General features: G+C 69.8%; 26 protein-coding genes. 18 read left to right on the top strand and 8 right to left on the bottom strand.

What is annotated here, in order from left to right:
- Positions 1-480: 480 nt before the first annotated feature.
- Positions 481-1,539, bottom strand: a complete 1,059-nt coding sequence (locus N5095_RS14020) for a glycosyltransferase family 4 protein (protein WP_267623533.1) — start codon at positions 1,537-1,539, stop codon at positions 481-483.
- 224 nt (positions 1,540-1,763) lie between these two features.
- On the opposite strand from N5095_RS14020, the gene N5095_RS14015 reads away from it, so the two are divergent.
- The 6 genes from N5095_RS14015 to N5095_RS13990 all read left to right on the top strand — a co-directional run bounded on the left by N5095_RS14015 (position 1,764) and on the right by N5095_RS13990 (position 8,548).
- Positions 1,764-3,656, top strand: coding sequence for a S9 family peptidase (locus N5095_RS14015; RefSeq protein WP_267623532.1), 1,893 nt, complete (start codon positions 1,764-1,766; stop codon positions 3,654-3,656).
- A 427-nt stretch (positions 3,657-4,083) separates the two neighbouring features.
- A complete protein-coding gene (locus tag N5095_RS14010) occupies positions 4,084-4,815 on the top strand; it encodes a metal-dependent transcriptional regulator (RefSeq protein ID WP_267623530.1) in 732 nt (243 codons plus the stop codon).
- Positions 4,812-5,501 (top strand): TMEM165/GDT1 family protein, encoded by a 690-nt coding sequence (locus N5095_RS14005; RefSeq protein WP_267623528.1) that lies wholly within the window; start codon positions 4,812-4,814, stop codon positions 5,499-5,501. Before N5095_RS14010 ends, N5095_RS14005 begins: the two co-directional genes overlap by 4 nt.
- Positions 5,502-5,585: 84 nt before the next feature.
- Positions 5,586-6,344: a LysE family translocator gene (locus tag N5095_RS14000; RefSeq protein ID WP_267623526.1), complete on the top strand. Its 759-nt coding sequence runs from the start codon at positions 5,586-5,588 to the stop codon at positions 6,342-6,344.
- Positions 6,345-6,668: 324 nt separating this feature from the next.
- The gene (locus N5095_RS13995) at positions 6,669-7,715 is read left to right on the top strand and encodes an NAD(P)-dependent glycerol-1-phosphate dehydrogenase (protein ID WP_267623525.1); all 1,047 of its coding nucleotides are present in this window, start codon (positions 6,669-6,671) and stop codon (positions 7,713-7,715) included.
- A gap of 74 nt (positions 7,716-7,789) precedes the next feature.
- Positions 7,790-8,548: a hypothetical protein gene (locus N5095_RS13990; protein ID WP_267623524.1), complete on the top strand. Its 759-nt coding sequence runs from the start codon at positions 7,790-7,792 to the stop codon at positions 8,546-8,548.
- A 10-nt stretch (positions 8,549-8,558) separates the two neighbouring features.
- Here the strand turns inward: N5095_RS13990 and N5095_RS13985 are convergent, their stop codons facing one another.
- Positions 8,559-10,607, bottom strand: a complete 2,049-nt coding sequence (locus N5095_RS13985; protein ID WP_267623523.1) for a serine hydrolase domain-containing protein — start codon at positions 10,605-10,607, stop codon at positions 8,559-8,561.
- Between the two features lie 187 nt (positions 10,608-10,794).
- On the opposite strand from N5095_RS13985, the gene N5095_RS13980 reads away from it, so the two are divergent.
- Positions 10,795-11,514, top strand: a complete 720-nt coding sequence (locus N5095_RS13980; RefSeq protein WP_267623521.1) for a DUF420 domain-containing protein — start codon at positions 10,795-10,797, stop codon at positions 11,512-11,514.
- Positions 11,515-11,550: 36 nt separating this feature from the next.
- Here N5095_RS13980 and N5095_RS13975 read toward each other — a convergent pair whose 3' ends face one another.
- Positions 11,551-12,948 (bottom strand): hypothetical protein, encoded by a 1,398-nt coding sequence (locus N5095_RS13975; protein WP_267623519.1) that lies wholly within the window; start codon positions 12,946-12,948, stop codon positions 11,551-11,553.
- 122 nt (positions 12,949-13,070) lie between these two features.
- On the opposite strand from N5095_RS13975, the gene N5095_RS13970 reads away from it, so the two are divergent.
- Entirely contained in the window at positions 13,071-13,850 is a 780-nt protein-coding gene (locus tag N5095_RS13970) for a DUF7839 domain-containing protein (RefSeq protein WP_267623518.1), read from the top strand.
- A 95-nt stretch (positions 13,851-13,945) separates the two neighbouring features.
- Entirely contained in the window at positions 13,946-14,413 is a 468-nt protein-coding gene (locus tag N5095_RS13965; RefSeq protein ID WP_267623517.1) for a GNAT family N-acetyltransferase, read from the top strand.
- A gap of 32 nt (positions 14,414-14,445) precedes the next feature.
- Here the strand turns inward: N5095_RS13965 and N5095_RS13960 are convergent, their stop codons facing one another.
- A complete protein-coding gene (locus N5095_RS13960) occupies positions 14,446-17,205 on the bottom strand; it encodes a DUF4350 domain-containing protein (RefSeq protein ID WP_267623515.1) in 2,760 nt (919 codons plus the stop codon).
- Between the two features lie 165 nt (positions 17,206-17,370).
- On the opposite strand from N5095_RS13960, the gene N5095_RS13955 reads away from it, so the two are divergent.
- Positions 17,371-17,598: a hypothetical protein gene (locus N5095_RS13955; protein WP_267623514.1), complete on the top strand. Its 228-nt coding sequence runs from the start codon at positions 17,371-17,373 to the stop codon at positions 17,596-17,598.
- 47 nt (positions 17,599-17,645) lie between these two features.
- On the opposite strand, the gene N5095_RS13950 is transcribed toward N5095_RS13955, so the two are convergent.
- Positions 17,646-18,242 carry a J domain-containing protein gene (locus N5095_RS13950; RefSeq protein ID WP_267623512.1) on the bottom strand — a complete coding sequence of 199 codons (597 nt, stop codon included), beginning with the start codon at positions 18,240-18,242 and terminating at the stop codon, positions 17,646-17,648.
- A gap of 116 nt (positions 18,243-18,358) precedes the next feature.
- Here N5095_RS13950 and N5095_RS13945 point away from each other — a divergent pair, with 116 nt between their 5' ends.
- From N5095_RS13945 to N5095_RS13935, 3 genes are all read left to right on the top strand, one after another.
- Positions 18,359-18,607 carry a DUF8075 family protein gene (locus N5095_RS13945; protein ID WP_267623511.1) on the top strand — a complete coding sequence of 83 codons (249 nt, stop codon included), beginning with the start codon at positions 18,359-18,361 and terminating at the stop codon, positions 18,605-18,607.
- Between the two features lie 147 nt (positions 18,608-18,754).
- On the top strand, positions 18,755-19,561 hold the full coding sequence (fer, locus tag N5095_RS13940; RefSeq protein ID WP_267623510.1) for a ferredoxin Fer: 807 nt from the start codon (positions 18,755-18,757) through the stop codon (positions 19,559-19,561).
- A gap of 94 nt (positions 19,562-19,655) precedes the next feature.
- Positions 19,656-20,357, top strand: a complete 702-nt coding sequence (locus N5095_RS13935) for a class I SAM-dependent methyltransferase (protein ID WP_267623508.1) — start codon at positions 19,656-19,658, stop codon at positions 20,355-20,357.
- A gap of 189 nt (positions 20,358-20,546) precedes the next feature.
- On the opposite strand, the gene N5095_RS13930 is transcribed toward N5095_RS13935, so the two are convergent.
- The gene (locus tag N5095_RS13930) at positions 20,547-20,816 is read right to left on the bottom strand and encodes an MTH865 family protein (RefSeq protein ID WP_267623506.1); all 270 of its coding nucleotides are present in this window, start codon (positions 20,814-20,816) and stop codon (positions 20,547-20,549) included.
- A gap of 155 nt (positions 20,817-20,971) precedes the next feature.
- Between N5095_RS13930 and N5095_RS13925 the strand changes: the two genes are divergently transcribed.
- The 3 genes from N5095_RS13925 to N5095_RS13915 all read left to right on the top strand — a co-directional run bounded on the left by N5095_RS13925 (position 20,972) and on the right by N5095_RS13915 (position 23,314).
- Positions 20,972-21,115 (top strand): hypothetical protein, encoded by a 144-nt coding sequence (locus tag N5095_RS13925; RefSeq protein WP_267623505.1) that lies wholly within the window; start codon positions 20,972-20,974, stop codon positions 21,113-21,115.
- 95 nt (positions 21,116-21,210) lie between these two features.
- Positions 21,211-22,626, top strand: coding sequence for an APC family permease (locus N5095_RS13920; RefSeq protein ID WP_267623503.1), 1,416 nt, complete (start codon positions 21,211-21,213; stop codon positions 22,624-22,626).
- A 1-nt stretch (position 22,627) separates the two neighbouring features.
- Positions 22,628-23,314, top strand: a complete 687-nt coding sequence (locus N5095_RS13915; RefSeq protein WP_267623502.1) for a potassium channel family protein — start codon at positions 22,628-22,630, stop codon at positions 23,312-23,314.
- Positions 23,315-23,338: 24 nt separating this feature from the next.
- Here N5095_RS13915 and gatA read toward each other — a convergent pair whose 3' ends face one another.
- Together gatA and gatC are read right to left on the bottom strand one after the other, a co-directional pair.
- A complete protein-coding gene (gene gatA / locus N5095_RS13910) occupies positions 23,339-24,637 on the bottom strand; it encodes an Asp-tRNA(Asn)/Glu-tRNA(Gln) amidotransferase subunit GatA (protein WP_267623501.1) in 1,299 nt (432 codons plus the stop codon).
- The gene (gene gatC, locus N5095_RS13905; protein ID WP_267623500.1) at positions 24,638-24,937 is read right to left on the bottom strand and encodes an Asp-tRNA(Asn)/Glu-tRNA(Gln) amidotransferase subunit GatC; all 300 of its coding nucleotides are present in this window, start codon (positions 24,935-24,937) and stop codon (positions 24,638-24,640) included.
- 335 nt (positions 24,938-25,272) lie between these two features.
- Between gatC and N5095_RS13900 the strand changes: the two genes are divergently transcribed.
- Both N5095_RS13900 and N5095_RS13895 read left to right on the top strand, forming a co-directional pair.
- Entirely contained in the window at positions 25,273-26,262 is a 990-nt protein-coding gene (locus N5095_RS13900) for a transcription initiation factor IIB (RefSeq protein ID WP_267623498.1), read from the top strand.
- 87 nt (positions 26,263-26,349) lie between these two features.
- Entirely contained in the window at positions 26,350-26,859 is a 510-nt protein-coding gene (locus tag N5095_RS13895; RefSeq protein ID WP_267623497.1) for an NUDIX hydrolase, read from the top strand.
- Positions 26,860-26,977: the final 118 nt, after the last annotated feature.

Genomic DNA, 26,977 nt, shown 5'->3' with positions numbered 1-26,977 from the left:
TTTCTGACAGTACTCGACGGACCACCCTCGTCGGTCTGGGGGTCACTCGCCCGACCCGGTACGCCGTCACCCTCACGCCTCTCGATTGACGAACACCTGAGGCGACGAAGACGTACTTCTCGAGCGGTTCGGCCGACTGGTGGGTCCGGACCTGGTAGCAGTCGGCGCCGACCGACAGCGCCTCACCCTCGTAGCGTCCGGTGACTCGCGGGCCGCTATCGGGCGATGGAGCGCTGTCGACCGCCAATCTCTCCGATTCCGATGGTCGTCGACCACTACGTCGGCCCGCCAACGCAGGACGGTCGCTCACCCACCGCTCTCGAAGTCGCAGTGCTGGCAGGTCGTCCCGTTCCAGATGTGGCGGGAGAGCGCCCCACAGTTCGGACAGTCTGTTCGTATCATATATGGAGATAGTCCCACGTACTACCACGATGTCTGTCGTCATCTACTTTCCCCTGTCCCCCGCCCTGTGAGACGCGTTCAGAACAGTCCGTGGGCGTCGACGGTGGCCCGGTAGCAGTCGAGGTATCGCTCCAGCACGGCGTCGTGGTCGAACGCCGCGTAGTCCTCGTTGACCGTCTCGTGGGGGACCGAGCCGGCGGCCGCTATCTCGGCGGCCAACTCCTGCGGGCTCGTCACCAGGCGCCCGCGGTCCCGGCCCTCGACCAGTTCGTGGGCGCTGGAGTCGGCCTGGTACTCGACGACGCCGAGACAGCCACAGGCGAGCGCCCACAACAGGTCGGCCGGGAACGCCTCGCGGAAGGCCGTCTGGGCGAACAGGTGTGCGCCTTTGAATATCGGCACGCGCTCCTCGCGGGAGAGGTCGCCGAGGAACTCCACGCGGTCGTCGATGCGGAGGTCGCGGGCGACGCCCTCGGCCTCCTCGCGGAGGGGTCCGTCGCCGACGACGGTCGCGCGCCAGTCCCGGTTCCGGAGTTCGGCGAGCGCGAGGAGGAACCCCTCGACGTTGCAGGCGGCGTCGAGGTCGCGGGCGTACACCACGTCCGCACGGTTGTCGACCGACGCGCTTCGGACGAGGTCCATGTCCACGCTCTCGGGGACGACCCGCACGTCGGCCTCGCGGGCACCGTGTTCGCGGACGCGAGTCTTCACCGTCTCCGAGGGGGTGAGGACGGCGTCGGCGGCGCGGGCGGCCCGGCGGTACCCCTTCGCGGAGTCGCCCTCCACGTCGTTCCACCAGTCGACGACGACGGGCGCTCGAACCACGGTTCCGGCGGCGTTGGCCGCGCGGACGTGCCCCGGTGGGCTGTTGACGGCGTGAACCACGTCCGGCTTGACCTTTCTGAGCGCGAAGGGGAGCCGAGTGGCGAACGTCCGCGCCGAGGGCTCGTCGACGATTGCCCGATACAGGACGTTCTCCGCCTGGAACTCTTCGTTGGGTCCGTCCCACCAGCCCGAACAGAGAACGACTACGTCGTGACCTCGGGCGGCGAGCTGGCGAGCGACCCGTCGCGTCCGCCGCGTCGCCGGCGTCTCCCGGTGAGCCGCCGTGAGCATGGAGACGAACGCGATACGCATATCGGTCGGGTTGCGACCCGCCGTTAAAAATCCACCTCTCGCGTCGTCCGCCTCTCGCACCGTCGGACGCACCGGGGTCGGGCGGGCGGCCGCGACGGACCTCGGGTAGGCCGGTCGTGGGCCCCAGTCGGACGTGGCCTCTCGAGAGGCGGTGTTCCCCGCCGTGGTCGGCTTCGGGTTCCGGCATGAGAACCGCTTTGTCCTCGGCGCCGCACTCGTGTGCAATGACCGACCACGAGGACGACGGGGAGGACCACGAGGGCGACGGGGACGGCTACCCGCAGTACGACGTCGAGCGCTACCTCAACGTCCGGAGCGCGTACGGCGCCTCGTTCGCCCCCGACGGGGAGTCCCTCGCCTTCCTGATGAACACCACCGGCACCGCGCAGGTGTGGTCGGTGGGGGGACCGAACCGATGGCCCGAACAGCACACCTTCTACGAGGACGGCGTCACCTTCTGTACGTGGTCGCCGGAGCGACCCGAACTCGTCTTCGGTATCGACGAGGGCGGCAACGAGCGCGCGCAACTCCACCTGCTCCGCCCCCAGACGGGCGAACTCGTCGACCTGACGCGCCACTCCGAGGCGAAACACCGCTGGGGCGGCTGGAGCGACGACGGCGAGCGCTTCGCGTTCGCCTCGAACCGCCGCGACGAGTCCGCCTTCGACGTGTACGTGCAGTGTCGCGACGAGCGCGGCGACGAGGCCACGATGGTCCACGAGGGCGACGGCTGGCTCTCCCTGGCCGGGTGGAGTCCCGACGACTCCCGCCTGCTCGTCCACGAGGCCCGCGCGAGCTTCGACCACGACGTGCACGTCCTCGACCTCGAAACGGGTGACCTCGAACAGGTCACCCCCGAGACCGACGACGAGGTGAACTACGTGAGCGTCGAGTGGGCGCCCGACGGGGGGAGCCTCTACCTCGTCACCGACCGCGGGACGGACACCCTCTACCTCGGTCGGCTTGACCTCGACTCCGGCGAACTCTCCACCGTCGAGTCCGGCGGCGAGTGGAACCTCGGCGGCGTCGCCCTCGACCAGGACACGGGTCGGCTCGTCTTCTCGCGCAACGTCGACGGCTACACCGAGCTGACGAGCGCCCGGCTCGGCGACGACCCGGACACGCTCGTCGACCGCGTCGAGGTGGACCTCCCCCGCGGCGTCGCCGGCGGCGTGAGCTTCGGCCCCGACGCCGAGCGCTTCGCCATCACCGTCACCGGACGGACCGAGAACACGAACGTCCACGTCGTCGACGCCGACACCGGCGAGACGACGCGCTGGACCGCCGCCGCGACCGCCGGTATCCCCCGCGAGACGTTCGTCGAACCCGAACTCGTCCGGTACCCGACGTTCGACGACCGGGAGATTCCGGCCTTCTTCTCGCTTCCGGACTCGGCCGGGGGGAACGCCGCCGACGGCTCCGAGGGCGGCGTCCCGGTCGTCGTCGACGTCCACGGCGGCCCCGAGTCCCAGCGTCGGCCGTCGTTCGCGCCGGTCAAGCAGTACCTCCTCCGCAACGGGTACGCGGTGTTCGAGCCGAACGTCCGGGGTTCCTCGGGGTACGGTCGGGCGTACACACACCTCGACGACGTGGAGAAGCGAATGGACTCGGTGAAGGACCTGCAGGCGGGCGTCGAGTGGCTCCACGAGCACCCCGAGGTCGACCCCGACCGCATCGCCGTCATGGGCGGGTCCTACGGCGGGTTCATGGTGCTCGCGGCGATGACCGAGTATCCGGAGCTGTGGGCCGCCGGCGTCGACATCGTCGGCATCGCCAACTTCGTCACGTTCCTCGAGAACACCGGCGCCTGGCGCCGCGAGCTCCGCGAGGCCGAGTACGGCTCGCTGGAGGAGGACCGCGAGTTCCTCGAATCCATCTCGCCCATCAACAGAGTCGACCGCATCGACGCGCCGCTGTTCGTCATCCACGGCGCGAACGACCCGCGCGTGCCGGTCGGCGAGGCCCACCAAATCGTCGAGGAAGCCCGCGAACAGGGGATTCCGGTCCGCGAACTCGTCTTCGACGACGAGGGCCACGGCGTCGCCAAACTCCCGAACCGCATCGAGACGTACACGGCGGTCGTGGAGTTCCTCGACGAGCACGTGAAGGGGCGGTAGGGCGGTCCCACACTGGCTCGCTACGGAAGACGAATCGCGTCCCGCCGAGCGACTCACCGGACCGAGAGAAGCGACGACCGGCCGGACTTCCGGCGTCGGGTGGGGTTCCGGAAGGGGCCGGGCGGTCACGGGCGCGAAGCGCCCGTGAGCTCGGGAGAGCTTCGCTCTCCCGGTGCTGGACGAAGCACGGCGTTCGCGAGAGCAAAGCTCTCGTGCAGCCCACGAGAAGCCGCAGGCTTCTCGGGACGACGTAAGCACTGGAGTGAGCGCCGAAGGCGCGAACGAAGCGCGCAGCGAGGCGCGCGAGTCCAGCGTTCGGGGGCTTCCGAGAATCGTCGACGGTTTGACCCCCACCGAACGCACCCTTCCACCGTCAGCCGTAATTCGACCCACCAACTATTTGCGTTCGACTGGCCTAATCCCGCGTATGTTGAGCGACGTGATGGAGGACTACCTGAAGGCCATCTACGTCCTCCAGTCGGAGGAGGGGCCGCCGGTGTCCACGTCGGCCATCGCCGAGCGGCTCGGGAAGACGCCGCCGACGGTGACGAGCATGGTCGAGAAGCTCGAGGAGCGCGGGCTGGTCGACCGCGAGAAGTACAAGGGCGTCGAGCTCACCGACGAGGGCGAGACCGTCGCCCTCGAGGTCATCCGCCACCACCGGCTCCTCGAAGCGTACCTCGCCGAGCACCTCGACTACGACTGGTCGGAGGTCCACGAGGAGGCCGACGCGCTCGAACACCACATCAGCGAGGAGTTCGAGCGCCGCGTCGCCGAGGCGCTCGGCAACCCCACCGTTGACCCCCACGGCGACCCCATCCCCGGCGCCGACCTCGAACCCCTGCAGGTCGAGGAGGGGAGCCGCCTCAGCGGTCACGAGGTCGGCGACCGCGTCGTCGTCACCCGCGTCAGCGACCGCGACGAGGCGGAGCTGGCGTACCTCGCCGAAGCCGGCATCACTCCCGGAACCGAGCTCGAAGTCGTCGACGTGGCCCCGTTCGGGATGGTGACCGTCAGGGTGCTCCGACGCGGCGACGACGAGGACCCGGTCGCCGACCGTGACGACGAACAGAGCCTCCCCGAGTCGGTCGCGGGCTCCATCCGGGTCAGCGCCGTCGAAATCGAGAGTGACGCCGCGACAGGGGCCGGAGGGGCGTGACCGGCTTCCTCGAAATCGTCGCGGTCGCGTTCGTCGCACAGCTACTCGTCCTCCCGGGCGAGAAGGTGCAGTTCATCATCGCCGGGCTGTCGACCCGCTACAACCCATACGTCGTGGTGGCGGCGGCCGGCACCGCCTTCGCGGGGTGGACGGCCGTCGAGGTCGCGTTCGGGAGCGCCGTCCAGCAGGTCCTTCCGGGGGTCGTCCTGGACACCATCACCGCCGGGTTGTTCCTCCTGTTCGGTCTCCTCCTGCTCCGCTCGGCCCCCGAACCGGGGGCGTCGATGGCCGCCCAGACCGACGGCGGGACGGTCGGCACCGTCGACCAGCCCACCGTCTTCGGGCGCGAACTCCCCGAACAGTTCGGCGGGTTCGTCCCCATCTTCCTGATGATGGCGACCGGCGAGTTCGGCGACAAGACGCAGCTCGTCACCATCGGGCTCGCCGTCCAGTACGGTGCGACGCCGGCGATCTGGCTCGGGGAGATGCTCGCCATCATCCCGGTGAGCCTCGCCAACGCCCTGTTCTTCTACAAGTTCTCCCACCGGGTCGACGCTCGGAAGGCGCACCTCCTCGGAGCGGCGGTGTTTCTCTTCTTCGGGCTGGACACGGTGCTCTCGCTCACGGTCGGGTTCTCGGTCTGGGAGACCGTCGTCTCGGCGCTCTCGGCGGCCATCGTCGGCTGAAGCGACGGGTTCGCCCGGGAGTCCGCTCCGCGGGCCGAACGCGGCGTTTTTCACGGCGCGACGCCTCCGTCGGTCACGCACGCTATGCTCGACGCGCTCTCCTCCGCACTCGCCGGCGTCGTGTTCGGCCTCGCCCTCGCCGCCCCGCCCGGTCCGATGAACGCCGTCATCGCCGAGGAGAGCGTCCTGCGCGGGTGGGGCGCCGGCTTCAAGGCCGGCCTTGGCGCCCTCTCCGCGGACGCGACGTTCTTCCTCCTCGCGCTGGTCGGGGTCGTCGGCTTCGTCGAGCGGTACCCCACCGTCCGCGCCCTCATGGTCGGCGTCGGCGGACTCCTCATGGTGTACTTCGCCTACGGTGCCGCGAAGGGCGCGGAGGAGACGTTCCGGCCCGAACGCGTGCAGTCGGACGGAGACGCCGGCGGCGACGGGGCCGACACCCGGGCCGACGGAAGCGGCGACGCCCCGACGGCACCGGGGAGCGCCGCGACGAGTACCGGCTTCCGCAAGGCGTTCGTCCTCGCGCTCGCCAACCCCTACCAGATTCTGTTCTGGCTCACGATGGGCGTCGGTCTACTCAGGAAGGGCGAGGCCGACCTGCTCGCCGAGATGCCGTACGTCGGCGACTCGCTGGCGGGGACGCTCGTCGTCGAGACGGGGAGCCCGGCGCTCGTCGTCGGGTTCTTCGCCGGAATCCTGCTCTGGGCGACGGGGTTCCCGGCCGCGCTGGTCACGGCCGAGCGCCGCGTCGACGAGTTCGCGCCCGTCGTCGCCGTCGTGAGCGCACTCGTGCTCGCCGGGTTCGGCGTCGTGTTCCTCTACGACGCGGTGACGACGCTGTTGTGAGCAAGATTCGCTGACGCTCTCGGTCACCACACGAACGACGGAACGGTCCACGTTTCTCTGAGGACTCTCGGAAGCCCCCGGCTTCTGGACTCGCGCGGCTCGCTGTGCTCCTCGGTCGTTCGTTTCACTCACTCCCTGCGGTGCTTGCGTCGCCGTGCTTCGTCCAGAAGCCGGCCCCTTCCGGAGCCCCACCCTGCCGGTTGGTCGGTCGAACGCCGCCGGCGGTTGGCCGGCCGAGCGCCGCCGGCGGTTCCCGGACCGGGCGTCGTCGTCCCGACACGTCGCTCCCGAAACGGTTTCATCCGGGGGCGCACCACACCGGGTATGTTCGAGAAATCGACGTGGATCAAGCTCCCACGGAACGTCCTCGTGGGCCACGGCGTCCTCGACCGGCTCGGGGAGGCCGTCGACGAGCTCTACCTCTCGGGGACGCCGCTGGTCGTCACCAGTCCGACCCCGATGCGTCTCGCCGGCGACCGCGTCGTCGGCCAGTTCGACGGCGCGGAGACCGTCACCGTCGAGAAGGCGAGCTTCGAGTCCGTCGAGCGCGTCGTCGCGGCCGCCGAGGAGTGCGACGCCGGCTTTCTGGTCGGTCTCGGCGGCGGCAAACCCGTCGACATCGCGAAGATGGCCTCCGACCACCTCGGGGTCGGCTTCGTCTCCGTCCCGACGGCCGCGAGCCACGACGGCATCGTCTCCGGTCGCTCCTCCATCCCGGAGGGCGACACCCGTCACTCCGTCGCCGCCGACCCGCCGCTCGCGGTCGTCGCCGACACCGAACTGCTCGCGAAGGCGCCGTGGGAGCTGACGACCGCCGGCTGTGCCGACATCATCTCGAACTACACCGCGGTGAAAGACTGGCGCCTCGCCAACCGCCTGAAGAACGTCGAGTACTCGGAGTACGCCGGTGCGCTCTCGGAGATGACCGCCGAGATGCTCGTCGGCAACGCGGGCTCCATCAAGAAAGGGCTGGAGGAGTCCTCCTGGATAGTCGCGAAGGCGCTCATGTCCTCGGGGGTCGCCATGTCCATCGCCGGCTCCTCGCGACCCGCCTCGGGCGCCGAGCACCTCTTCTCCCACCAACTCGACCGCATCGCGCCCGGGAAGGCGCTCCACGGCCACCAGGTCGGCGTCGGCTCCATCATGACCGAGTTCCTCCACTCCGGCGAGAAGGGTCAGTGGGCGGACATCCGCAACGCTCTCGCCGGCATCGACGCCCCCACGACGGCCGACGACCTCGGCGTCACCGACGAGGAGGTCGTCGAGGCGCTGACTACGGCCCACACCATCCGGGACCGCTACACCATCCTCGGCGACGGCATCACCGAGGAGGCGGCGGTCCACGTGGCGACGGCGACGGGCGTCATCTGAATCGGCGCCGGTTCCGCCCGACCTCACCGCCTCCGGACTTTTCCCGCTCCCGGTCGAACGCCCGTGCCGAACCGATGTCCGGCACCGACCTCTTCGCCGCCCTCCTGGGCGTCGTCGCGGCGCTCGCCGCGGGGGCCGTCGTCCCGCCGGTCGTCGCCGTCGCGGTCGGCGCCGCCGCGACGACCGTCGTCCTCCTGTGGGTCGACGGACCGAAACGGTACGCGACCGCCGGGACGGTCTTCGCGCTCGGCCTCGCGGCGGCGCTCCCGTTCGCCACGTTCGTCGCCGACCCGTTCCGCCACAGCGTGCTGTTCGCGCTCCTGTTCTTCGGCGGTCTCGGCCTCGGGGTCGTCGCGCTGAAGCGCCTCGGTCGCGCTCTCGCCGTGCGCGCCGGACGCCGCGTCAGCCGAGGACGATACGTCGCGGAGCTCTGGGACGCGCTCTCGTCGGTCGGCGGCGCCGTCCTGCTTGCGTGGAGCGTGTTCACCTCGAAGAAGGAGTTGGCGAAGAACGCCGCCAACGGCGTCGTCGGCGGGACGGCGTTCACGCTCAACGTCGTCGGTCTCGAACTCGTCGTCCCAGCGTCGGTCGTCCTCGCACCGGTCGGCCCGGAGTTCCCGCTCCGAGGACTGCTCGTCGACGGGCTCTCGACGACGGCGTTCGTCTTCGTCGGCTCCGTCGTCGTCTGGTTCCACCTGCTCGCGTCGTGGCACGCTACCCACCGGGCGGCGCGGTCGACGGGGGCGGCGTCGCGGGCGGCCGCGGAGGGAGCGGCGGAGCGGGTCGGCGACGCGGCCGGGTCGGCCCGCGACCGGCTCGGCGACGGGAAGTAGTCGAGTCGCATCACGGGGCCAGTGGTCCGAGAAGCAGGTTCCAGTACCGGAGTAGCCCACAGAGGACGACCGCCCCGGCGGCGACGAGCGTGTAGTGGATGCGCGCCGGGAGGCTCCAGTACCCTTCGCGCCAGGACCGCACCGCGTACACGCACGTCACCCCCGTCGCGACGGCCGCGAGAACCGGCAGGACGAACGCGGCCGGGAGCCAGGAGGGCGGCCGCCAGAGCCCGCTCGAGGCGACGACGTGCCCGAGCGCGAGAACGAAGGCGGCCAGGAGAACCGGTATCGACCCGGCAGTCCAGCGAGCGAGACGCGGCGGCGCCGACGGCGAGTCTGCGGTCCGCGGCGGGCCGTCGCCGTCGGTACCCTCCCGCCCGTCGACACTGGCGCCCGTCCGGTCGCCGACCCCGCCGTCGCCGGCTCCTCCGCCGCGGAGTCGCCGGAGCCGACGCCACGCGGCGCCCGCGGGCCAGGCGACCGCGCCGGAGAGGGCGGCGAGTCCGCCGGCAGCGGCGAGCGCCCCGTGTGCGTCGAGATGTCCCCGTCGTGGGACCCGCTCCAGGGCGGTGTGCGGCGCCCCCGCTTCGACGAGGTGTGTCACACTCCCTCCCGATTCGAGGAAGGCGAGCGTCCCGGACCCGCCCTCGCGCCGGAAGACGAGCGGTTCGACCTCGACCCAGCGGTCCGCGTCGTCGCCGGAGCCGGTACGGAGAGCGTCGCCGTCGACGCGCACTTCGACCTGTCGCGAACCGAGCAGCGCTATCGGGAGCTTCTCGTACGTCGGGTTCTCCGCCGCCTGTACCGACCGGTACGTGCCTTCCAGTTCGTCCCCACGTGTCGGCCGCCCCTCACGGGGCGTGGGAGCGTCGGCGTCGTCGACCGGGACGTACCGGTCGAGGAAGGCGTCGACGAAGTCGGTCTTCGCCCGGCCGGCCGCACCGAGGGTCTGCCCGTGGTACGAGACGAACACCCCGAGGCCGAGTCGGGGGACGAGCAGGAAATCGCTCGCGAACCGACGCGTCCCGCCGGCGTGTCGGAGGATTCGCGTTCCGCCCCGCCGGAACGCCGGCATCCCGAACGTCATCCCGGCGAGCGCCTCGTCGGGCGTGAACCACCGACGGTGCATCGCCGCGGTCGCCTCCGACGAGAGGATTCGGTCGCCGCCACCGAGATGTGCCAGGGCGAAGGCCGCCATCCCCGTCGCGGTCGACGTGACCCCGGACGCGGGCGGGACGTTCGAGTACCAGTCCTCCCGGTCGGCGGCCGCCGCGGCCGTCTCCGGATAGAGCGCGTCGGGTGCCTGTCCGGCCGTGCTGTGGTCCATCCCGAGCGGGTCGAACAGTTCGTCCGCGACGTAGGATTCGAACGTCGTCCCCGCGACGTCCGCGACGAGTTGGCCCGCGAGCGCGGCGACGTAGTTCGTGTAGCTCGGCACCTCACCCGGTGGGGCGAACCGGTGGGGCGGATAGGCCTCGAGCGTCTCGGCCAAGGGTCGGAGTCCGTCGAGGTCGGTCGCGACGTTGCCGGCCGTCCGCTGGACGAACCCCGGCGTGTGCGTCGCGAGGTGCGCGAGCGACACCGGTGCTTCGCCGTCCGGGACCGTCACCGCGTCGAGGTACTCCCTCGCGGGCGCGTGCGGGTCGACGGCGCCGCGGTCGACCAACTGCATCGCCGCGGTCCACGTGAACACCTTCGAAATCGACCCGACCCGGAAGTTCGAGCGCCCCGGGTCGACCGGCGTATCCGGGTCGAGGTACTCGTGGCCGTACCCCTTCGACAGGGCGACCTCGCCGTCGTGGACCACCGAGACGGCCGCCCCGTCGGGTCCGTGTTCGTCGAAGCTCCGCGCGACGACGCCGTCGACGAACGCTTCGAGACCGTCGGGGTCGGCCGTCCGGGTCGTCCGCTGTGCGCGCCGGCGGCCACCTTCACGTGGCGGGTAGGGGTCGTGTCGGTGGGCGGCGCCGAGGCGCTCCGGAACGCTCCCACAGGCCAGGGCCGTACAAGCGGTGGCCGTTCCGGCGAGGACCCGCCTGCGGGAGGAGGGCCGTGGCATCGTCGGTGGCCATCGCGACTCGACTCTCAAGTAGCTGATGGATACTGAAGTCGGCGTTACAGTCACCGGACCCCGGCGTGCCGGGTCCGGCTCCTCCGAGATGGCCGGGGGGTCCGACCTCACCGACACCGGGAGGGCTCCGACTCGGAATCCGAAACCACATCCCCCGCCCGTCCCAACCGCCGGTATGGCAACGGCCAGCGAAGACAACGCGGTGAAGGAGCATCCCGCCGCCGTCACCGCAGTCCTCTCCGTCCTCGGATACGGTCTCGTCGTCGGGACGTTCGCCGCCTCCTATCTGGGCGCCGGCACGCAGGTGTACCCCGAACTCACCCTCCCACAGGTGAACCTGCTCACCGACGCCATCGCCGCCGTCAACGCGCTCAACGTCGGCGTCATCGCGCTTGGCTGGTACTTCATCCGACAGGGGGACGTCGACAAGCACCGCGCCGCGATGGCCTCCTCGTTCGGGCTCATCCTCGTCTTCCTCGTGATGTACCTGCTGAAGATCGGGGGCGGCGGGACGAAGGAGTTCGTCGGCCCTACGGGTGTCTACTACGCCTACCTCGCGATGCTGGCGGTGCACATCATCCTCTCCATCGTCGCGGTGCCCGTGGTGCTCTACGCGCTGGTACTCGGTATCACCCACACCCCGACGGAGCTCAGAAACGAGACGCCCCACAAGCGCGTCGGGCGCGTCGCGGCGGGGTCGTGGCTCCTCTCGCTGTCGCTGGGAGTCGTGACGTACGCCCTCCTGAACCACGTGTACGACTGGGAGTACGTGGAGTCGGGGTCGGGCGGGTCGGCGTCGATGGCGGGGTCGGCGTCGGCGGTAGGGCCGGAGTCGGCGTCGGCGCTCGCACGGGCGTCGTCGCTGGCGACGGACCTCCTCGTCACCCTCGTCTGACAGATACGTTCTCCCGGTCGTCCCTCTCGGAGCGATTCACTCGACCGAGACGACCGCGTCGTAGACCGCCGGGTACTCGCGGAGTTTCGCCCGCCCGACCAGCGCGTAGAGGTACGCCTTCAGGCGCTCGCGCCACAGCGGCCGCTGGTAGTTCCCGGCGAAGCCGACCTTCGCCACCTGCAGGTCCTCGACCGCTCGCTTCACCTGTCGCGTGAGCAGCGGCGGCGGGTCGGACCCGACGACCGAGCGGTACGTCGCTCGCGCCCGACGCTTCTCCGCGAGGGTGTGTCCCGAGTCGAACCCCTCGTCGTCGGGACCGACGACCAGTCGGTCGAGTGCGAACTCGTGTGCGCGCCGCTGTGCGACCGCCTTCGACGTCTCGACCGCACGGTGTGTGAGCAACCCGTCGCTGTCGTCCCAACCGAAACGGTAGTCCGAGTCGAAACACCACATCGCGAGTCGTGACCGGGCGAACCCGTACGGTCCGTACCTACCGTCGTCGTCGACCTCGTCGAGATAGGACGACCGAATCTCGCCGCGCGACGGGAGCGCCTCGATTTCGGCGCGGAACTCCCCGGTGGCGCTCCGGAGGTGGTCTGCGTAGTCGGTCGTGTCGCCCGTGTCGCCGTCCAGTCTCTCCGCGAGGAGGTCGCGGAACCGTTCGGCGGTCCGGACGTGAAGTCGTCCCTGCAGGAGTCGCCCCGTGAGGGTGCCGACGTCGCGGGGGCTGTACTCCTCGGCCTCGGGACCGTTCGCGTCGTCGACGCCGTTCCTGGCGGCTTCCATCGCCTCCGTACCCCAGTCGGCGTCGAAGCGTGCGAAGACGAGGTCGCGCTCGATTCGGTAGTACCAGGCGAGGTCGCGGCCGGGGTCGCTCACCGGATAGGGGTCGAGGTCGGCCGCGAGGGCGTCGACCCGGTCGAGGAGGCCGAACCCGCGGTCGGCCAGCGACCCGAGGTCGGCCCGGCCGAGTCGCGCCCGAGCGACTCCGAGACTCTCGCCGGCGAACTGGAGGCCGTACCCGGCCTCGAACAGCGCATCGTGATACTTCGCCTCCCCGAGCGACTCGCGGGCGTTCTCCAGCCACCCGCCCGCACCGAGGAAGTGTTCGTCCGTGTCGGTCCGCTCCCAGAGTCGCTCCCCCTCGGAGACGGTGTCGGCGAGCAGGTCGACCGCCTCGCGGGCGTGGCCCTCGGTCACGGTGGGACGCCAGAGCGCGGTAATCTCGGGCGGCGTCGGATACAGTTTCGTCGCCGTGTCCGTCAGCAGGTCGGGGAGCGTCGTCGGCGACTCGGCGCCGACGGCGAGGGTGCCACCGGCAACGAGACCCGCGGTGGCGACGCCGCCGAGCAGTCGCCGTCTGGAGATGGCCGGTCGGTCGGCGTCGTCGGCGTCGTCGGTGTCGTTGGAGGGGACGGAGGGGTCGGAGACCATGTCGACACCGACGATTCAGGGTTCCGGTTGAAAAGCCGAACGGTCGTCGAGGGCACTCCCGACACGTACCCGTCACGCCCGCGTGGCGTGCTTTTTTACCGTCCGGCCCCAAGCGGCGAGGTATGAGCGGCGCTCTCGAAGACAAGCGGACGGCGACGCGCTTTCGCATCCTCGTCGAGATCGCCGACCGCCAGCCGGCGGTGAGCCAGGGCGAAATCGCCGAGGCCGTCGGCGTCACCAGCCAGGCCGTCTCGGAGTACATCCGCGACCTCGTCGAGGACGGCCTCGTCGAGAAGGAGGGCCGGTCGCGGTACCGCGTGACGAAGGAGGGCGTCGACTGGCTGTTCCAGGAGGCGAAGGACATCCGTCGGTTCGCCGACCACGTCACCGACGACGTGCTCGGCAGCGTCGGCGAGGACGCCGCCGTCGCCGTCGCCGACGTGGAAGTCGGCGAGACGGTCACCCTCTCGCTTCGGGAGGGCCTGCTCCACGCGACGCCGGGCGACGAGGGGCCGGCGACGGGCGTCGCCACCACGGACGCGGCCGCCGGCGAGGACGTGGGCGTCTCGGGGTTCGAGGGCGTCATCGAGATGGAACCCGGCCGCGTCAGCGTCGTCCAGGTGCCGGCCGTCCGCTCGGGCGGGAGCCGCGCGGTCGACGCCGACGCGCTCGCCGCGGCCTGCGCCGGGGCGGACCTCGTCGTCGCCGCCGGCGTCGAGGCGGTCGTCGCCCTGCGCGGCGTCGACGTCGAACCCACCGTGACGGTCGCCGCCGGCGAAGCCGCCGCGGAGGCCGCCGCCCGCGGTCGCTCGGTCGTCGTGGCCGCGACCACGGACGCGGTGGGGCGCGTGACGGACGCGCTCCGCGACGGCGACGTGGCGTACGAAGTGGTCGAGGGGTAGGGGTCGACGGACGCGGTTGGCGGCATCCCATGGCGACCGTGAACACACTCCGTGCCGACGCAAGGGTCGAGTACCCGCCGCGCGACGGTCACAGCATGGAACTCGTCGAGGCCACCGAGGACGACGCCGGGACGCTCGTCGAGTACTGGTTCTCGCTGGCGAGTGGGATGGAGCAGTACTCCCGGTTCAACGAACTCGTTTACGACGGCGCAGACGAGGTGCCCGGCGACGCGTTCCGAGACCATTTCGAGCGCGACGACATCCGGGACTACCTCGTCGAAGTCGACGGCGAGACGGTCGGCTTCCTCACGCTCGCCGAGGGCACACACCCCTCGCGGGAGTTCGGCCGGTACACGAAACTGGTGAACCTGTTCGTGGCGGCCGAGCACCGAAATCGGGGGTACGGCACCGAGGCGATAGAGCGCGCGAAGGGGCTCGCCAAAGAGCGAGGGTGCGACCACCTGAAGGTCTCCTGCGAGTGGGGAAACGCGGCCGCACGGCGGCTCTACCGCGAGACCGGCTTCGAGGAGAAGCAGGTGACGTTCGTACAGGAACTGGGCTGAGACGGACGCCGAACCGTCCCTGATGGGCCGCCTCAGTACGTGTACGACTCGACCTGTGACCCGCCGTCGTCGAAGACGTTCACCGTGTCGCCGGTGTTGTTCCACACCGGCGAGCCGTAGGCCCAGTACCGGTCCGCGGCCGTGTCGGCGCCGCTTCCGGTGTGGAGGGTGACCGTCGCTCCGGCGTCGAGACTCGCGCCGCTCGGGAAGCGGTACGTCTTCCCGACCGAGTCCTCGACGGTGTACCCGGTGAGGTCGAGACTCCCGGACCCGGTGTTCTCGAAGACGACGTACTCGTCTTCGAGGTTGTCGCCGTCCGAACCGGCGGCGTCGGGGTGGACCGACTGCACGGCTATCGAGCCGCTCCCGCCGTCGTCCCCGCCGGACTCCGAGGTCGACTGTTGGACGACCAGCGAGCCCGCGTCGTCGTACACGAAGCAGGTGTCACCGGAGTTGTTCCACACCGACGACCCGCGACCCCAGTAGAGGTCGGCGTCGGTGTCCGTGCCGCTTCCGGTGTGGAGCGTGACCGACGCGCCGCCGGTGAGGGTGTAGCCGGTCGGGAACGCGTACGTGTGTCCGGCCTCGTCCTCGACGGTGTACCCGGTGAGGTCGAGGTCCCCGCTCCCCGCGTTCTCGAAGACGACGTACTCGTCTTCGAGGTTCGTGGAGTCGTCGCCGGCGGCGTCCTCGTGAATCGTCGCGATGGCGAGCGACCCGCTCCCGCCCGTCGCCGGGTAGGCGTCGAACAGCGGGAACGAGGTGTCGAAGACGGTCGTCGTCGGCAGCGACGAGTCGCCGTTCACGTTGTTCGAGGCGTCCGAGACGGCGTCGTCGTTCAGCCGGATGTCCGTGCCCAGACCGGCCGCCACCTCGTTGAGGTTCGTCACCGGCGCGTCGGGGGCGTTGCTCGCGCCCAGGAGAATCACCGCACCGCCGTCGTCGACGAACGACCCCACGGCGTCGAGTTCGGCGCTCGTGAACGCCTGCGGGGGCGTCGAGACGAGGAGCGCGCGGCCCCGGTCGAGGTTCTCGCCGGTCAGGTCGTTCACCCCTTCGAGGCCGACGTCGAACCCTTCGAGGTGGCGCTGGTAGTACGCGACGTCCTCCGCCGAGAGCGCGTAGTCCTCGGCGAACTGTCCGTGGCCGCCGTCGACGAGCACGTCGCCCGAGCGCGAGGCGAGGTAGTCGACGAGGTTCGTCAGGACGACGAAGTTCTCGTACGTCGAGGTGTCGACCGCGAACCCCTCGTTCTGCTCGTAGGCCTCGTCGACGAGGAGGCCGCCGACGACGGCGACGCCCGCGGTCTCGTCCACGCCCATCAGTGGGAGGTCGGCGCCCCCGTAGTCGTAGCCGCCGGTGGTAGCCTGTGTGGCCGTGGACTCGGCGTACAACGGGACCCGTGCGTCCTCGATACCACCCGAGGCCGTCCGCACCGTCGTCGCCTTCGGGACGAACAGGTCGTCGGCGTCGCGGTTGCGGTACTCGGAGGAGGCGTCGGGGTCGCTGTCGGTCCACACGTTCACCCCGTCCGCACGGGCCGTACGCTCGGCGGCCGCGAACGACTCGTGGTTCGAGAAGCCCGAGGCGTAGAGGCGGGCGTACCCCTTCGCGACCATGTCGTAATTGTAGAAGGCGTCGCGGCTCCCGCTCCCGGCGTCGTAGTGGATGTAGCCGAGTAGGCGGTCGTAGGCGTCGAAGATGCTCGGTTCGGCGCCGTCGAAGGAGATGTCGACGCGGGCGCCGGAGAGCTCCTGCACCGCGTAGTCGGTGGCGTTCTGCCCCCACGTCGCGAGGTAGTCGAGGCTCTCGATGCCCTCCCACTCCTCCTCGCGCTCGTACCGCTGGTACTGTTCTTTCTCCGGCGTGTCGATGCCGAGGATGCGGACGGTCTCCTCGCGCCCGCTGTCGAAGCGCACGTCGACGGTGTCGCCGTCGTTCACGTCGATGACGGCCACGTCGTGGGTCGCGTTCGGGTCTATCTCCAGCCCCGGCCGGTCGCCGAAGTAGTCGAAGGCGGTGTCGAACCGCGTCGTCGTCGGCGTGTAGCTCACGCCCGCGTTGTTCGTGTCGTCGACGACCTCGTCGTCGTTGAAGCGGAAGGCGAGCGAGAGCGCCTCCGCGAGGTCGTTGAGGTTCGCCGTCTCGTCGTAGTTCGAGTAGTCCGAGCGGTCGTGGGCGAACAGCGCGCCGCCGTTCGCGACGAAGTCGACGAGTGCGGACTGCTCCGAACTCGTGAACGCCGTCGCGGGGCCGGTGAGCCACACCGCGTCGGCGGTAGCGAGGTCGGCGGCGAGCGTCGAGGTGGCCTGCACCGTGTAGCCGGCCTCCTCGGCGTAGTTCGCCATGTTCGAGAAGCCCGAGAGGGAGTTGTACTGGTCGTGTCCCTCGTCGTAGAGCACGGTCCCGGAGCCGCCGAGGTGAGCGTCCCAGACGTTCAGGACGAACTCCTCGTTCCCGCTACGGAAGTTCGCGTCGTCGGCGACGAGCGTCGCCCCGAACCCGACGACGTCGCCGTCGACGGCGACGAGCGGGACGTCGGCCGAACCGTAGTCGACAGCGTCGCCGTCCCCGTCGCCGTCGCCGTTCCACGCGGTCGACTCCGCGAGGACCGCGATTCGGGAGCCGTCGGTCAGCCTCCCGCCGGAGGCGTCGAGGAGACTCGCCGCCGAGTCGAACTCGAGATGGTCGATGGCCGTCGCCGCGGCGGCGTCGGCGACGAGCGTGTCCGAGGAACTCGCCGCTCCGGCGGTCCCCAGTGCGAGCGCAGTCAGGAAGGAACGTCGACGCATAATCGTCACAGAACGTTCGAGATTGATAAAACGAGTGCATCAGAATGTATGTATGGGTATGTAGGCGATATCTTGTTGTACGAACGACCGATTCGATTGACTCGTTTCGCGGGCCGACCGAGCCACCCACCGATAAGGGGCTCCGGCGTCTACGCCAGCGCACAGATGGACGAAGCGCTCGACGTCGTCGACGCGTTCGCGGACGCCGGACTCGACGGAATCGTCGTCTGGTTGCTCCGACTCGTCGGCCTGCTGGCCGTCGTCGCCGGTCTCGGACTGTGGCTGTTCACCGAGATGGGGCTGCTCTTCCTGCCGGCCCTCCTCGTCGTCGCCGGTCTGTTCCTGCTCGTCGTTCCGGGACTCGTCGTCGAGCTCGCGGAAGTCGCCGGCTGACAGGGCGAGGGCCGTCTTCCGAGCCTCGCGCTCCCCACGTCGGCGCCTCAGTCGGCGTGGCTCTTCGCGGTCGTGTACGCCTCGCGGAGGCGCTGGAACTCTTCGCGACTGCCGCCGTGGTCCGGGTGGGCCTCCTTGACCTGGTTTCGGTAGGCTCGCTTGATGTCGTCGGGGCTCGCGGTCGCGCCGAGTCCGAGCAACTCGAACGCCTCGCGGATGGGGTCGTCCATCTCGTCGAGTCGAGGGTCCAGTTCGGGCACCTCGAAGGGGAGGCGCCGGCCCAGCGCGGCGCCGGGCATCTCGTGTTCACACAGCACCGCGTAGCTCCCCTCGCGCTCGATGTGGAAGTACGCCTGCGCGTCGAACGTAATCGCCACGTCTCGACCGGGAAGGTAGAAGGCGACCGTGCGGCCGTGGACGGGGTGGTCCTCGGCGAACGGTTCGCCGATGGCCCGGAGGTAGCTCCGAATCTCGGCGCGTCGGCGGGCCGTCCCGTCGATACGCTGGGCCGGGTCGACGGGGGCCGTCGGAAAGAGGCGGCCGCCGACGACGAAGACGAGGGCGACGACGCAACTGGCGACGGCACCCATCCCGAGGCCGGCAACCAGCCACGCCGGCAGTTCCGCGAGCAGCTCCGGAAGCACACCCGTCTTTGGAAACGGACGACAATGAACCCCTCGCTGCGGCTGCCTGCGGCGGCCGGCCCACCGCACAGGCTCGGGTCGCGCGGCTTTTGTCGCCCGACTCGCTATCGACCGATATGCGACCCATCCGGTTCGAAGAGGCGGACTCGGCGGAGCGGACCCAAATCGGCGAGGGGCTGACGCGGCCCGCGGTGGGGGCCGACCGGCTCGTCACCGGCGAGGCGGAAGGCAAGTACTTCCTGCGTCACGACGACGGCTGTAGCGTCTGCGGAGCGTCGGTGGTCGCCGGCGAGCCGTTCTACCTCGACCCCGAGACCGGCGAAGTGCTCTGTGAGGAACACGGCCGGGAGCGACGGGGGGAGTGACCCGGAGCAGTCCGGAACGAATCGAGGAGCGCTCCGGCCGGCGGCGGGTCGACTCCCTGGAGCCAGCCCACTGCGGGACGCGAGACGGTGGGACGCCAGGGTTTCCGATGAGAGAGGATTTATGCGTCTCATCCCCTAACCGGGCGTGTGGACTCCCCGTTCGACGTTCTGGACGTCAGTCCCGACGCCGACGACACCGAAATCAAGCGAGCGTACAGACGGCGGGTGAAGGAGGCACACCCGGACCACGGCGGGAGTCGCGACGAGTTCGCGCGGGTGCGAGCCGCGTACGAGGCCACGAAGACCGACTACCCCGAGCGCGCGTTCCGCGCCGCGGTCGGCGTCGCCGACGCCGACGGGCCCGCGACGAACGGGGACGCCAGTGCGTCCGCGGAGTCCGAGACGGCGGCGTCGGAGCCGTCCGAGTCGAGCGGAGCCGGCGACGGCGCCGGTGGGCCGCGGACGAACGGCTCGGCGGAGGCCGCGAGCGGGTCGACGTCGGCCGACCCGGACACGGCCGAATCCGAGGCCGAAGGGACGCGGGTCGAGTATCTCAACTACGACGTGGTCGCCGACGAGGGGTGGGAGATCGACGACGACGACCTGTTCGAGAAGGCCGCGGACGGCGGGTACGACCCCGAGGACTACGGGAAGTTCTACTGTGAGCCCGACGAGAGCCTGCTCGAAGCCGCGGAGAACCGCGGCTTCTCGTGGCCCTTTGCCTGCCGGGGCGGGGCGTGTGCGAACTGCGCGGTCGCGCTGTTCGACGGGGAGCTGAAGATGCCCTCGAACCACGTGCTTTCGGCGCAGATGCTCGACGCCGGGATTCGCCTCTCCTGTATCGGGGTCCCCGCCTCCGACGAACTGCAGATCATCTACAACGTCAAACACCTGCCCGGGCTGGACGACCTCCGGCTCCCACCGCAGCAGTTCGGCGGGGCCGCGGACGACTGAGGCAGGACCGACCGACGGCCGGCTCCTGTCACCCCGTAGGCCGGTCGCCCGGCGAGTGCGAGGGGCTTTACGGCTGGGCGTCGGGTCGGTACTCGTGACTTCTCATCGGGTCCACGAACGGTGGGCCGAGCGCTCCGGGGAGTACTCCCCCGAGTACTACGCGTACTACGGGCCGGACGAGCGAAGCGAGCTGGTCCGGGGGGCTCTCGACCGGTTCGTCGAGCCCGACGCGCCCGTCCTCGAACTGGGCTGTAGCGCCGGCCGCCACCTCGCGCACCTCCACGACGCCGGCTACGACGACCTCCACGGGGTCGACGTGAACGGCGAGTCCTTCGAGGTGATGGCCGACGCGTACCCCGACCTCACGAGGGACGGGAGCTTCTACACCGAGTCGATAGAGAATCTCGTCGCGGACTCCGACGACGACGCGTTCGCCGCGGTCTACTCGGTCCAGACTCTCCAACACATCCCACCCGAGAACGAGTGGGTGTTCGACGAGGTGGCTCGAATCGCCAGCGACCTCCTCGTCACGGTCGAAGTCGAGAGCGAACGAGGCGAGCGTGGCGCCGAGGACGGCGACGGCGGGCGTGAGGGTGAGGCCGGCGGGGTGGTCGACGACCACACCGGTGACGTCCCCGACGCGACCGGTACGCGCGGCGTGAACTACGTGACGGAGGAGATTCCGCTCTACTACCGGAACTGGGAGTCGGTGTTCACCGAGCGGGGGTTCGTCCAAGTCGACGCCGAGTCGGTAGACGCGGACACGTTCAGAGCGCTCCGACCGGCGACCCGGTGACGCAGTCCGGGCGGTCGGGTCGACAGCGACCGCTCCAGCGGTGGCTCACGTCGAGGACTGCGCGGCCATCGCGAGGAAGGAGTCGCGACGGCCGAGGAGGTGGGTCGGAAGCGGGTCGCCTCGGGGCTCGGGTCCGAGCCACCACCGACCGTGTCGGCGAGCGACTCGGACCCGGTTACGACCGTCCGCTCAGAGCATCCCCTCTTCGCGGAGCCCCTCCATCACGTCGTCGACGAGCTTCTCGGCGGAGTCGTAGGGGAACTCCTGGTGACTGCCCAGCTTCGCGGCCATCTCCATCGCGGTGAACGACACCTCGCCGTCGCCGGCCTCGAACTTCGTGCCCGGCCCGTTCGGGAGGGCGGGGACGAGGTCCATCTGGTTGCTGACGGGGTAGTCGGCGCCCGAGAACGCTTCGAGGAGCTGCGTGCGGAGTTCGCTCTCCACTTCTTCGCTTGCCATGCTGTCACGCACAGACGACGACCGCAAAAGCGTTCCGGAACCACCGAAAACGAGTTGGTCGTTGTTGGCCGACCGAACGGCGACGTGGCTCCTGTCCGGCCGAAAGTTCGTGACACTATCAAAACATTAACTATCGGCCACATCTGTGTGGGGGTATGACCCGTTTCGACCCCCCCACGGAGGCCGACGACCGTGACGACACACTTCGGGACCACCTCCGTTCGGCTCTCGACAGCGCCGAGCACCCCACCACGAGTTTCCACATCCGACAGGCGCTCCAGTTGTTGGACGTCGAGTAACCCCGTCGGGAGGAACGTTTTAGCTCCGCACCGACGATTGGTAGCAGTATGCACGCTTCGCCCGGCCGGTTCGGACCGGCGACCGGAGGTGAACCGTGAGTCAGCCCGGGGAGCGTGCGCCCGCGGCGAGCCTGGGTCTGCTCGACGCGACGATGGTCGGCATCGGGGCGATGATCGGGGCGGGTATCTTCGTCCTCACGGGGTTGGCGACCGAACTCGCCGGTCCCGCCGCCATCGTCGCGTTCGCCCTCAACGGCGGCGTGACGACGTTCACCGCACTCTCGTACGCCGAACTCGCGGCCGCGATTCCTCGGAACGGCGGCGGGTACGCCTACGTCCGCGAGGTGTTCTCGGCGCCCGTCGCGTTCGTCATGGGGTGGACGCGGTGGTTCACGTACATGATCGCGGGCGCGCTGTACGCGCTCGGGTTCTCCTCGAACTTCGTGGAATTCGTCCACCTGTACGGCGTGACCCTGCCGGGCCCACCCGTCGCCTACGCCCTCCTGGCCGTCGTCGTCCTCGTCGCGCTGAACGCGCTGTCGACGGAGGCCAGCGGCGGGGCGGAGACGGCCATCACGCTCGTCAAAATCGCCATCCTCGGGCTGTTCGTCGTCCTCGGCCTCCCGGTCGCCCGCGGCGCCGAGTTCGACCCGCTGTTCCCGAACGGGGCGCTCGCGGTGCTCCCGGCGATGGGGCTGACGTTCATCGCCTTCCAGGGGTACGACCTCATCGCGACGGTGACCGAGGAGGTCGAGAATCCGACCGTGAACATCCCGCGGGCCATCCTGCTCTCGGTCGTCGTCACGGTCGTCGTCTACCTGTTCGTCGTGTTCGTCGCCATCGGGACACTCGGCCCGGAGCGCCTCGCCGCCGCGGGGGAGACGGCCGTCGCGCAGGCCGCGGAGGGGTTCATGCCCTCGCTCCCGGTGTTGGGGACCGGCGCGGCCATCATCGCCTTCGGTGCCGTCTTCTCGACCATCAGCGCGCTCAACGCCGTCGTCATCGGCTCCAGCCGCGTGGCGTTCGCGATGGGACGGGAACGACAGCTCCCGGCCGTCCTCGGGCGGCTCCACCACCGCTACGGGACGCCGTTCGTCGGCGTCCTCGCCAGCGCCGCGGTGATGCTCGTCGCCGTCCTCGTCGTCCCCATCGGCACCGTCGGGAAACTCGCCAGCCTGTTCTCCCTGCTGGGGTTCACCATCGTCAACGTCGCCGTGTTCAGACTCCGACGCCAACAGCCCGACCTCCGGCGACCGTTCCAGGTGCCCTTCTACCCCGTGACGCCCGCGCTGGGCATCGTCTGCAACCTCCTGCTGGGGCTGTTCATCGACGCCGAGACATGGGCGCTCGCGGTCGGCTGGCTGGTTCTCGGGGGGGTCGTCTATCTCCTGCTGGCACGTAGCGGGCGTACGGACGAGGGACGCCCCGAACCGACGGCGGCCGCGGAGGCGACCGTCGCCGACCCCGAACCTATCGACCTCGACGCCGATGTCGACGAGGAGACCGCCTGATATGAGCCGAAACCCGACATCCGACACCGACTACGAACGAACCGGGGACCTTCGCGTCGTCGTCGCCGGCGGCGGCGAACTCGGCCTCCGGACCGCCGAACTGCTCCACGACCGCGGCCACAACGTGACGCTCGTCGAGACTGACGCCGAGCGCGCGGCCGAGTTGAGCGACGAGTACGTCGCGACCGTCATCGAGGGCGACGCCTCCCGGCCCTCCGTGCTCCGACAGGCACGGCTCGACCGCGCGGACGTAGTCGCCGCGCTCACCGACGACGAGGCGACGAACTTCGCGGTCTGCATGGCCGCCCAGCGCCTCGCGGACGTGCGAACCGTCATGCGGACGACGACGACGCCGGACGACCTGTACGCCGAGTTCGTCGACGGCGTCGTCTTCCCCGAACGCTCCGGCGCCCGGACCGCGGCCAACGAGATAACCGGCGTCGGCGTCCGCACCGTCGAGGAGGTGTTCGGCGACGTGGAGGTGCTCGAAGTCGAGATAGCCGAAGGTGCACCCGTCGCGGGCAAGCGTCTCGACGAGGTGCGGCTCCCCCGCGGGAGCATCATCGTCGTCGACTACCAGGGAAACCGCATCGGCGGCCCGGAGACCGTTCTCGAACCCGGTGCGCGCTACGTCGTCGCCGTCGAGTCCGACGTGGTCGACGAAGTGCTGAACCTGCTCAGGGGGTGAGAAAACGGGGTACGGAACGACCGTTCAGTTCTCGACCGCGCTCGCGACCCGGACGATATCGTGCTCGCCGAACTTCGGGCCGACGAGCTGGAGGCCGACCGGGAGCCCCTCGGCCTCGCCCGCCGGCACCGAGATGGCGGGGAGGTTCGCGAGGTTCACCGGGACGGTGTTCGCGTCCATCAGGTACAGCGAGAGGGGGTCGTCGAGGCTGTCGCCGACCTTCGGCGGCAGGACGGGCATCGTCGGCGTCGCGAGCACGTCGGCCTCGCTCAGGGCCTCGTCGAAGTCCTGCTTCACCCACGCGCGGGCGTCCTGCGCCTTCTTGTAGTACTTGTCGTGGTAGCCCGCCGAGAGGGCGTAGGTGCCGAGAAGGATTCGGCGCTTGACCTCCGGGCCGAACCCTTCCTCGCGGGCGCGGGCGAACGCGTCGTTCCAGTTGCCCTCGTAGCCCCCCGACTTCCCGTAGCGCACGCCGTCGTAGCGCGCGAGGTTCGAGGAGGCCTCGGACATGGCGATGACGTAGTACGCCTGCACGGCGTGCTCGACCGACTCGAGCGACACGTCGACGACCTCCGCGCCCTGGGATTCGAGGTCCGCAATCGCGTCCTCGAACGCCCCGACGACCGCCTCGTCGGCGCCCTCGACGAGGTCGGAGACGACCCCTATCGTGGTGCCGTCCACGTCGCCGTCGGCGGCGTCCGCGTAGCTCCCGTCGGGGTAGTCGTCGACGGCCTCGGTCGGGTCGCGGGTGGTCCCGTCGCGCTCGTCGGGGCCGGCGACGGCGTCGAGCAGGGCGGCGGCCCCCTCGACGGTCGGGGCCAGCGGGCCGACCTGTTCGAGGGAGTTTGCGTAGGCGACGAGCCCGTATCGCGAGACCAACCCGTAGGTCGGCTTGATGCCGACGACGCCACAGAAGGCGGCGGGGTTACGGACGGAGCCGCCGGTGTCGGTGCCGAGCGCGAGGTCGGCCTCGCCGGCGGCGACGGCGGCCGCCGACCCGCCCGAGGAGCCGCCGGGGACGCGCTCGGGGTCGACGGGGTTCCGCGTCGGGCCGTAGGCGGAGGTCTCGGTCGTGCCGCCCATCCCGAACTCGTCCATGTTCGCCTTGCCGACGATGGTGGCGCCGGCCCCCTTCAGGCGGCGGACGACGGTGGCGTCGTACGGCGGAACGTAGTCATCGAGCATGGCGGACCCGCAGGTGGTGCGAACGCCCTCGGTCGAGAGGTTGTCCTTGACGGCGACCGTCTTCCCGGCGAGGGGACCGTCGTCCTCGCCCTCGATGCGCTCCTCCGTGACGAAGACGTTGAGGTCGGCGTCGGCCATTCAGGACACCCGCGGTCCTTTGAAGTAGCCGTCTTCGGTCTCCGTGGCGTTCGAGAGCGCCTCCTCCTGACTGAGGCCGTCGCGGACCTCGTCGGGCCGCATGACGTTCGCGAGGTCGTCCTCGGTGTCGACTTCGGGGACTTCGTCGAGCGCCTCGAAGTACTCCAGGATGTCGACGAACTGCGCGGCGAACTCGTCGACCTCGCCCTCGTCGAGGTCGACCCGCGCCAGTTCGGCGACGTGACGGACGTCGTCGGCGGTCACCGACGCCGCGCGCTCCTCGTCGGCGGTGTCGCTCATACCTCGTCGGTGCCACGGACCGGGAGTAAGGGTTTCGAATCGGGGGCGGTCACTCACCCGCACCGACCCGAGCGCCTCCGATTCACCCCTCGGCGACGAAACCTACATATATCTTCACGTGAGGAGTGGTGGTGAACCCGGGAACCCGTCGCCACCCGGTCGACGGAATCGGTTTCGGCCGGTACGAACTTCACAGACTCAATTTTCTTTTTTACATGTAGTGTAATAAGACAGAAGTCTTAAGTAGCAGACTCCGCTAGAGGGGAGTGAAGAACGACAGGACGCAGAGCCATCTGACTCACCCCACCCACCCCCCCCTAACCCCCCAGCACACAATGACTGAAAGCGTCCGAAGCTACACGGCCGAGCGAGCCCGAGAGAACGAGGCCGAAACCGGTGCCGACGAGAACGAGACCGCAGACGAGGAGCTCCACTGTCCGGAGTGTGGCGGCCACCTCGCGACCGACAACGAACACGGCGAGACCGTCTGTCAGGACTGTGGTCTCGTCGTCGACGAGGACTCCATCGACCACGGCCCCGAGTGGCGCGCGTTCGACTCGAAGGAGAAAGACCAGAAGTCCCGCGTCGGCGCGCCGACGACGAACATGATGCACGACAAGGGGCTGTCGACGAACATCGGCTGGCAGAACAAGGACGCCTACGGCAACTCCCTGTCCAGCCGCCAGCGCGAGAAGATGCAGCGTCTGCGCACGTGGAACGAGCGCTTCCGTACCCGCGACTCCAAGGAGCGCAACCTGAAGCAGGCCCTCGGCGAAATCGACCGCATGGCCTCCGCGCTCGGTCTCCCGGACAACGTCCGCGAGACCTCGTCGGTCATCTACCGCCGCGCGCTCGACGAGGACCTGCTCCCGGGTCGCTCTATCGAGGGCGTCGCGACCAGCGCGCTGTACGCCGCGGCCCGACAGGCCGGCACGCCGCGCAGTCTCGACGAGATTTCGGCCGTCTCCCGCGTCGAGAAGGACGAGATCGCCCGGACGTACCGCTACATCGTCCGCGAGCTCAAGCTCGAGATTCAGCCCGCCGACCCCGAGAGCTACGTGCCGCGGTTCGCCTCCGACCTCGGCCTCTCCGACGAGGCAGAGCGTCGCGCTCGACAGCTCCTGAAGAACGCGAAAGAGCAGGGCGTCCACTCCGGGAAGTCCCCGGTCGGACTCGCGGCCGCCGCGGTGTACGCCGCCTCGCTGCTCACCAACGAGAAGGTGACACAGAGCGAGGTCAGCGACGTGGCGAACATCTCCGAGGTCACCATCCGGAACCGCTACCACGAGCTGCTCGAAGCCGAGGAAGCGGTCCAGCTGCCGTAACGCCGGAAGCGTAGCCACCTGCCGGCAGTCACCGTCTTTTCCACCCGAATCCGCAACGCCGAAGCCGCTGCGTTCGGAGCGACTGCCATGGAGACCACCCGCCACTTCACTGCCACCGTCTACGTCGTCAACGACGGCGCCGTCGCCCTCCACGAGCACGACCGTCTCGGCATCCGCATCCCGCCCGGCGGGCACGTCGACCGCGACGAACTCCCCCACGAGGCCGGCCTCCGCGAGGTGAGAGAGGAGACCGGCCTCGCCGCCGAACTCGTCGGCGATGCCCCCGACGTGCCGGCACCGGCGGGCCGCGCGCTCCCCTCGCCGCGCTATCAGATGCTGTACGACATCGACGTGAACGAGGACGGGGAAGCGTACCACCAGCACATAGACCACGTGTTCTTCGCCGAAGCCGACTCCCGCGACATCGACCCCGACGGCGACGACGAGGAAGACCCCGAAGTCTGGCAGTGGTACACGCCCGCGGAGCTTCGAGCGAGCGACGTGGACCCCGATACGGTCGAAATCGGTATCGAAGCCGTCGAGGCGGTCGCGGCCGCCACGGCCGAGTCGTCGGCGACCGCTCACACCGAAGGTTGATACGCGATGCCGGGACCACCCCGGCGTATGTCCTGACGAGTCGCTCCGGAGCCGGTCGAGGCTGTCGTGTGACACGCCGCTCCGAGTGCCGACTCCACGTCCCGCGGGCCGACGTGTC

Origin of the sequence: Halobium salinum (assembly GCF_026586625.1) — an archaeon.
In the GTDB taxonomy this organism is placed as follows: domain Archaea; phylum Halobacteriota; class Halobacteria; order Halobacteriales; family Haloferacaceae; genus Halobium; species Halobium salinum.
The sequence above is the reverse complement of the archived record's forward strand: the minus strand, read 5'-3'. Positions and strand labels throughout refer to the sequence as shown.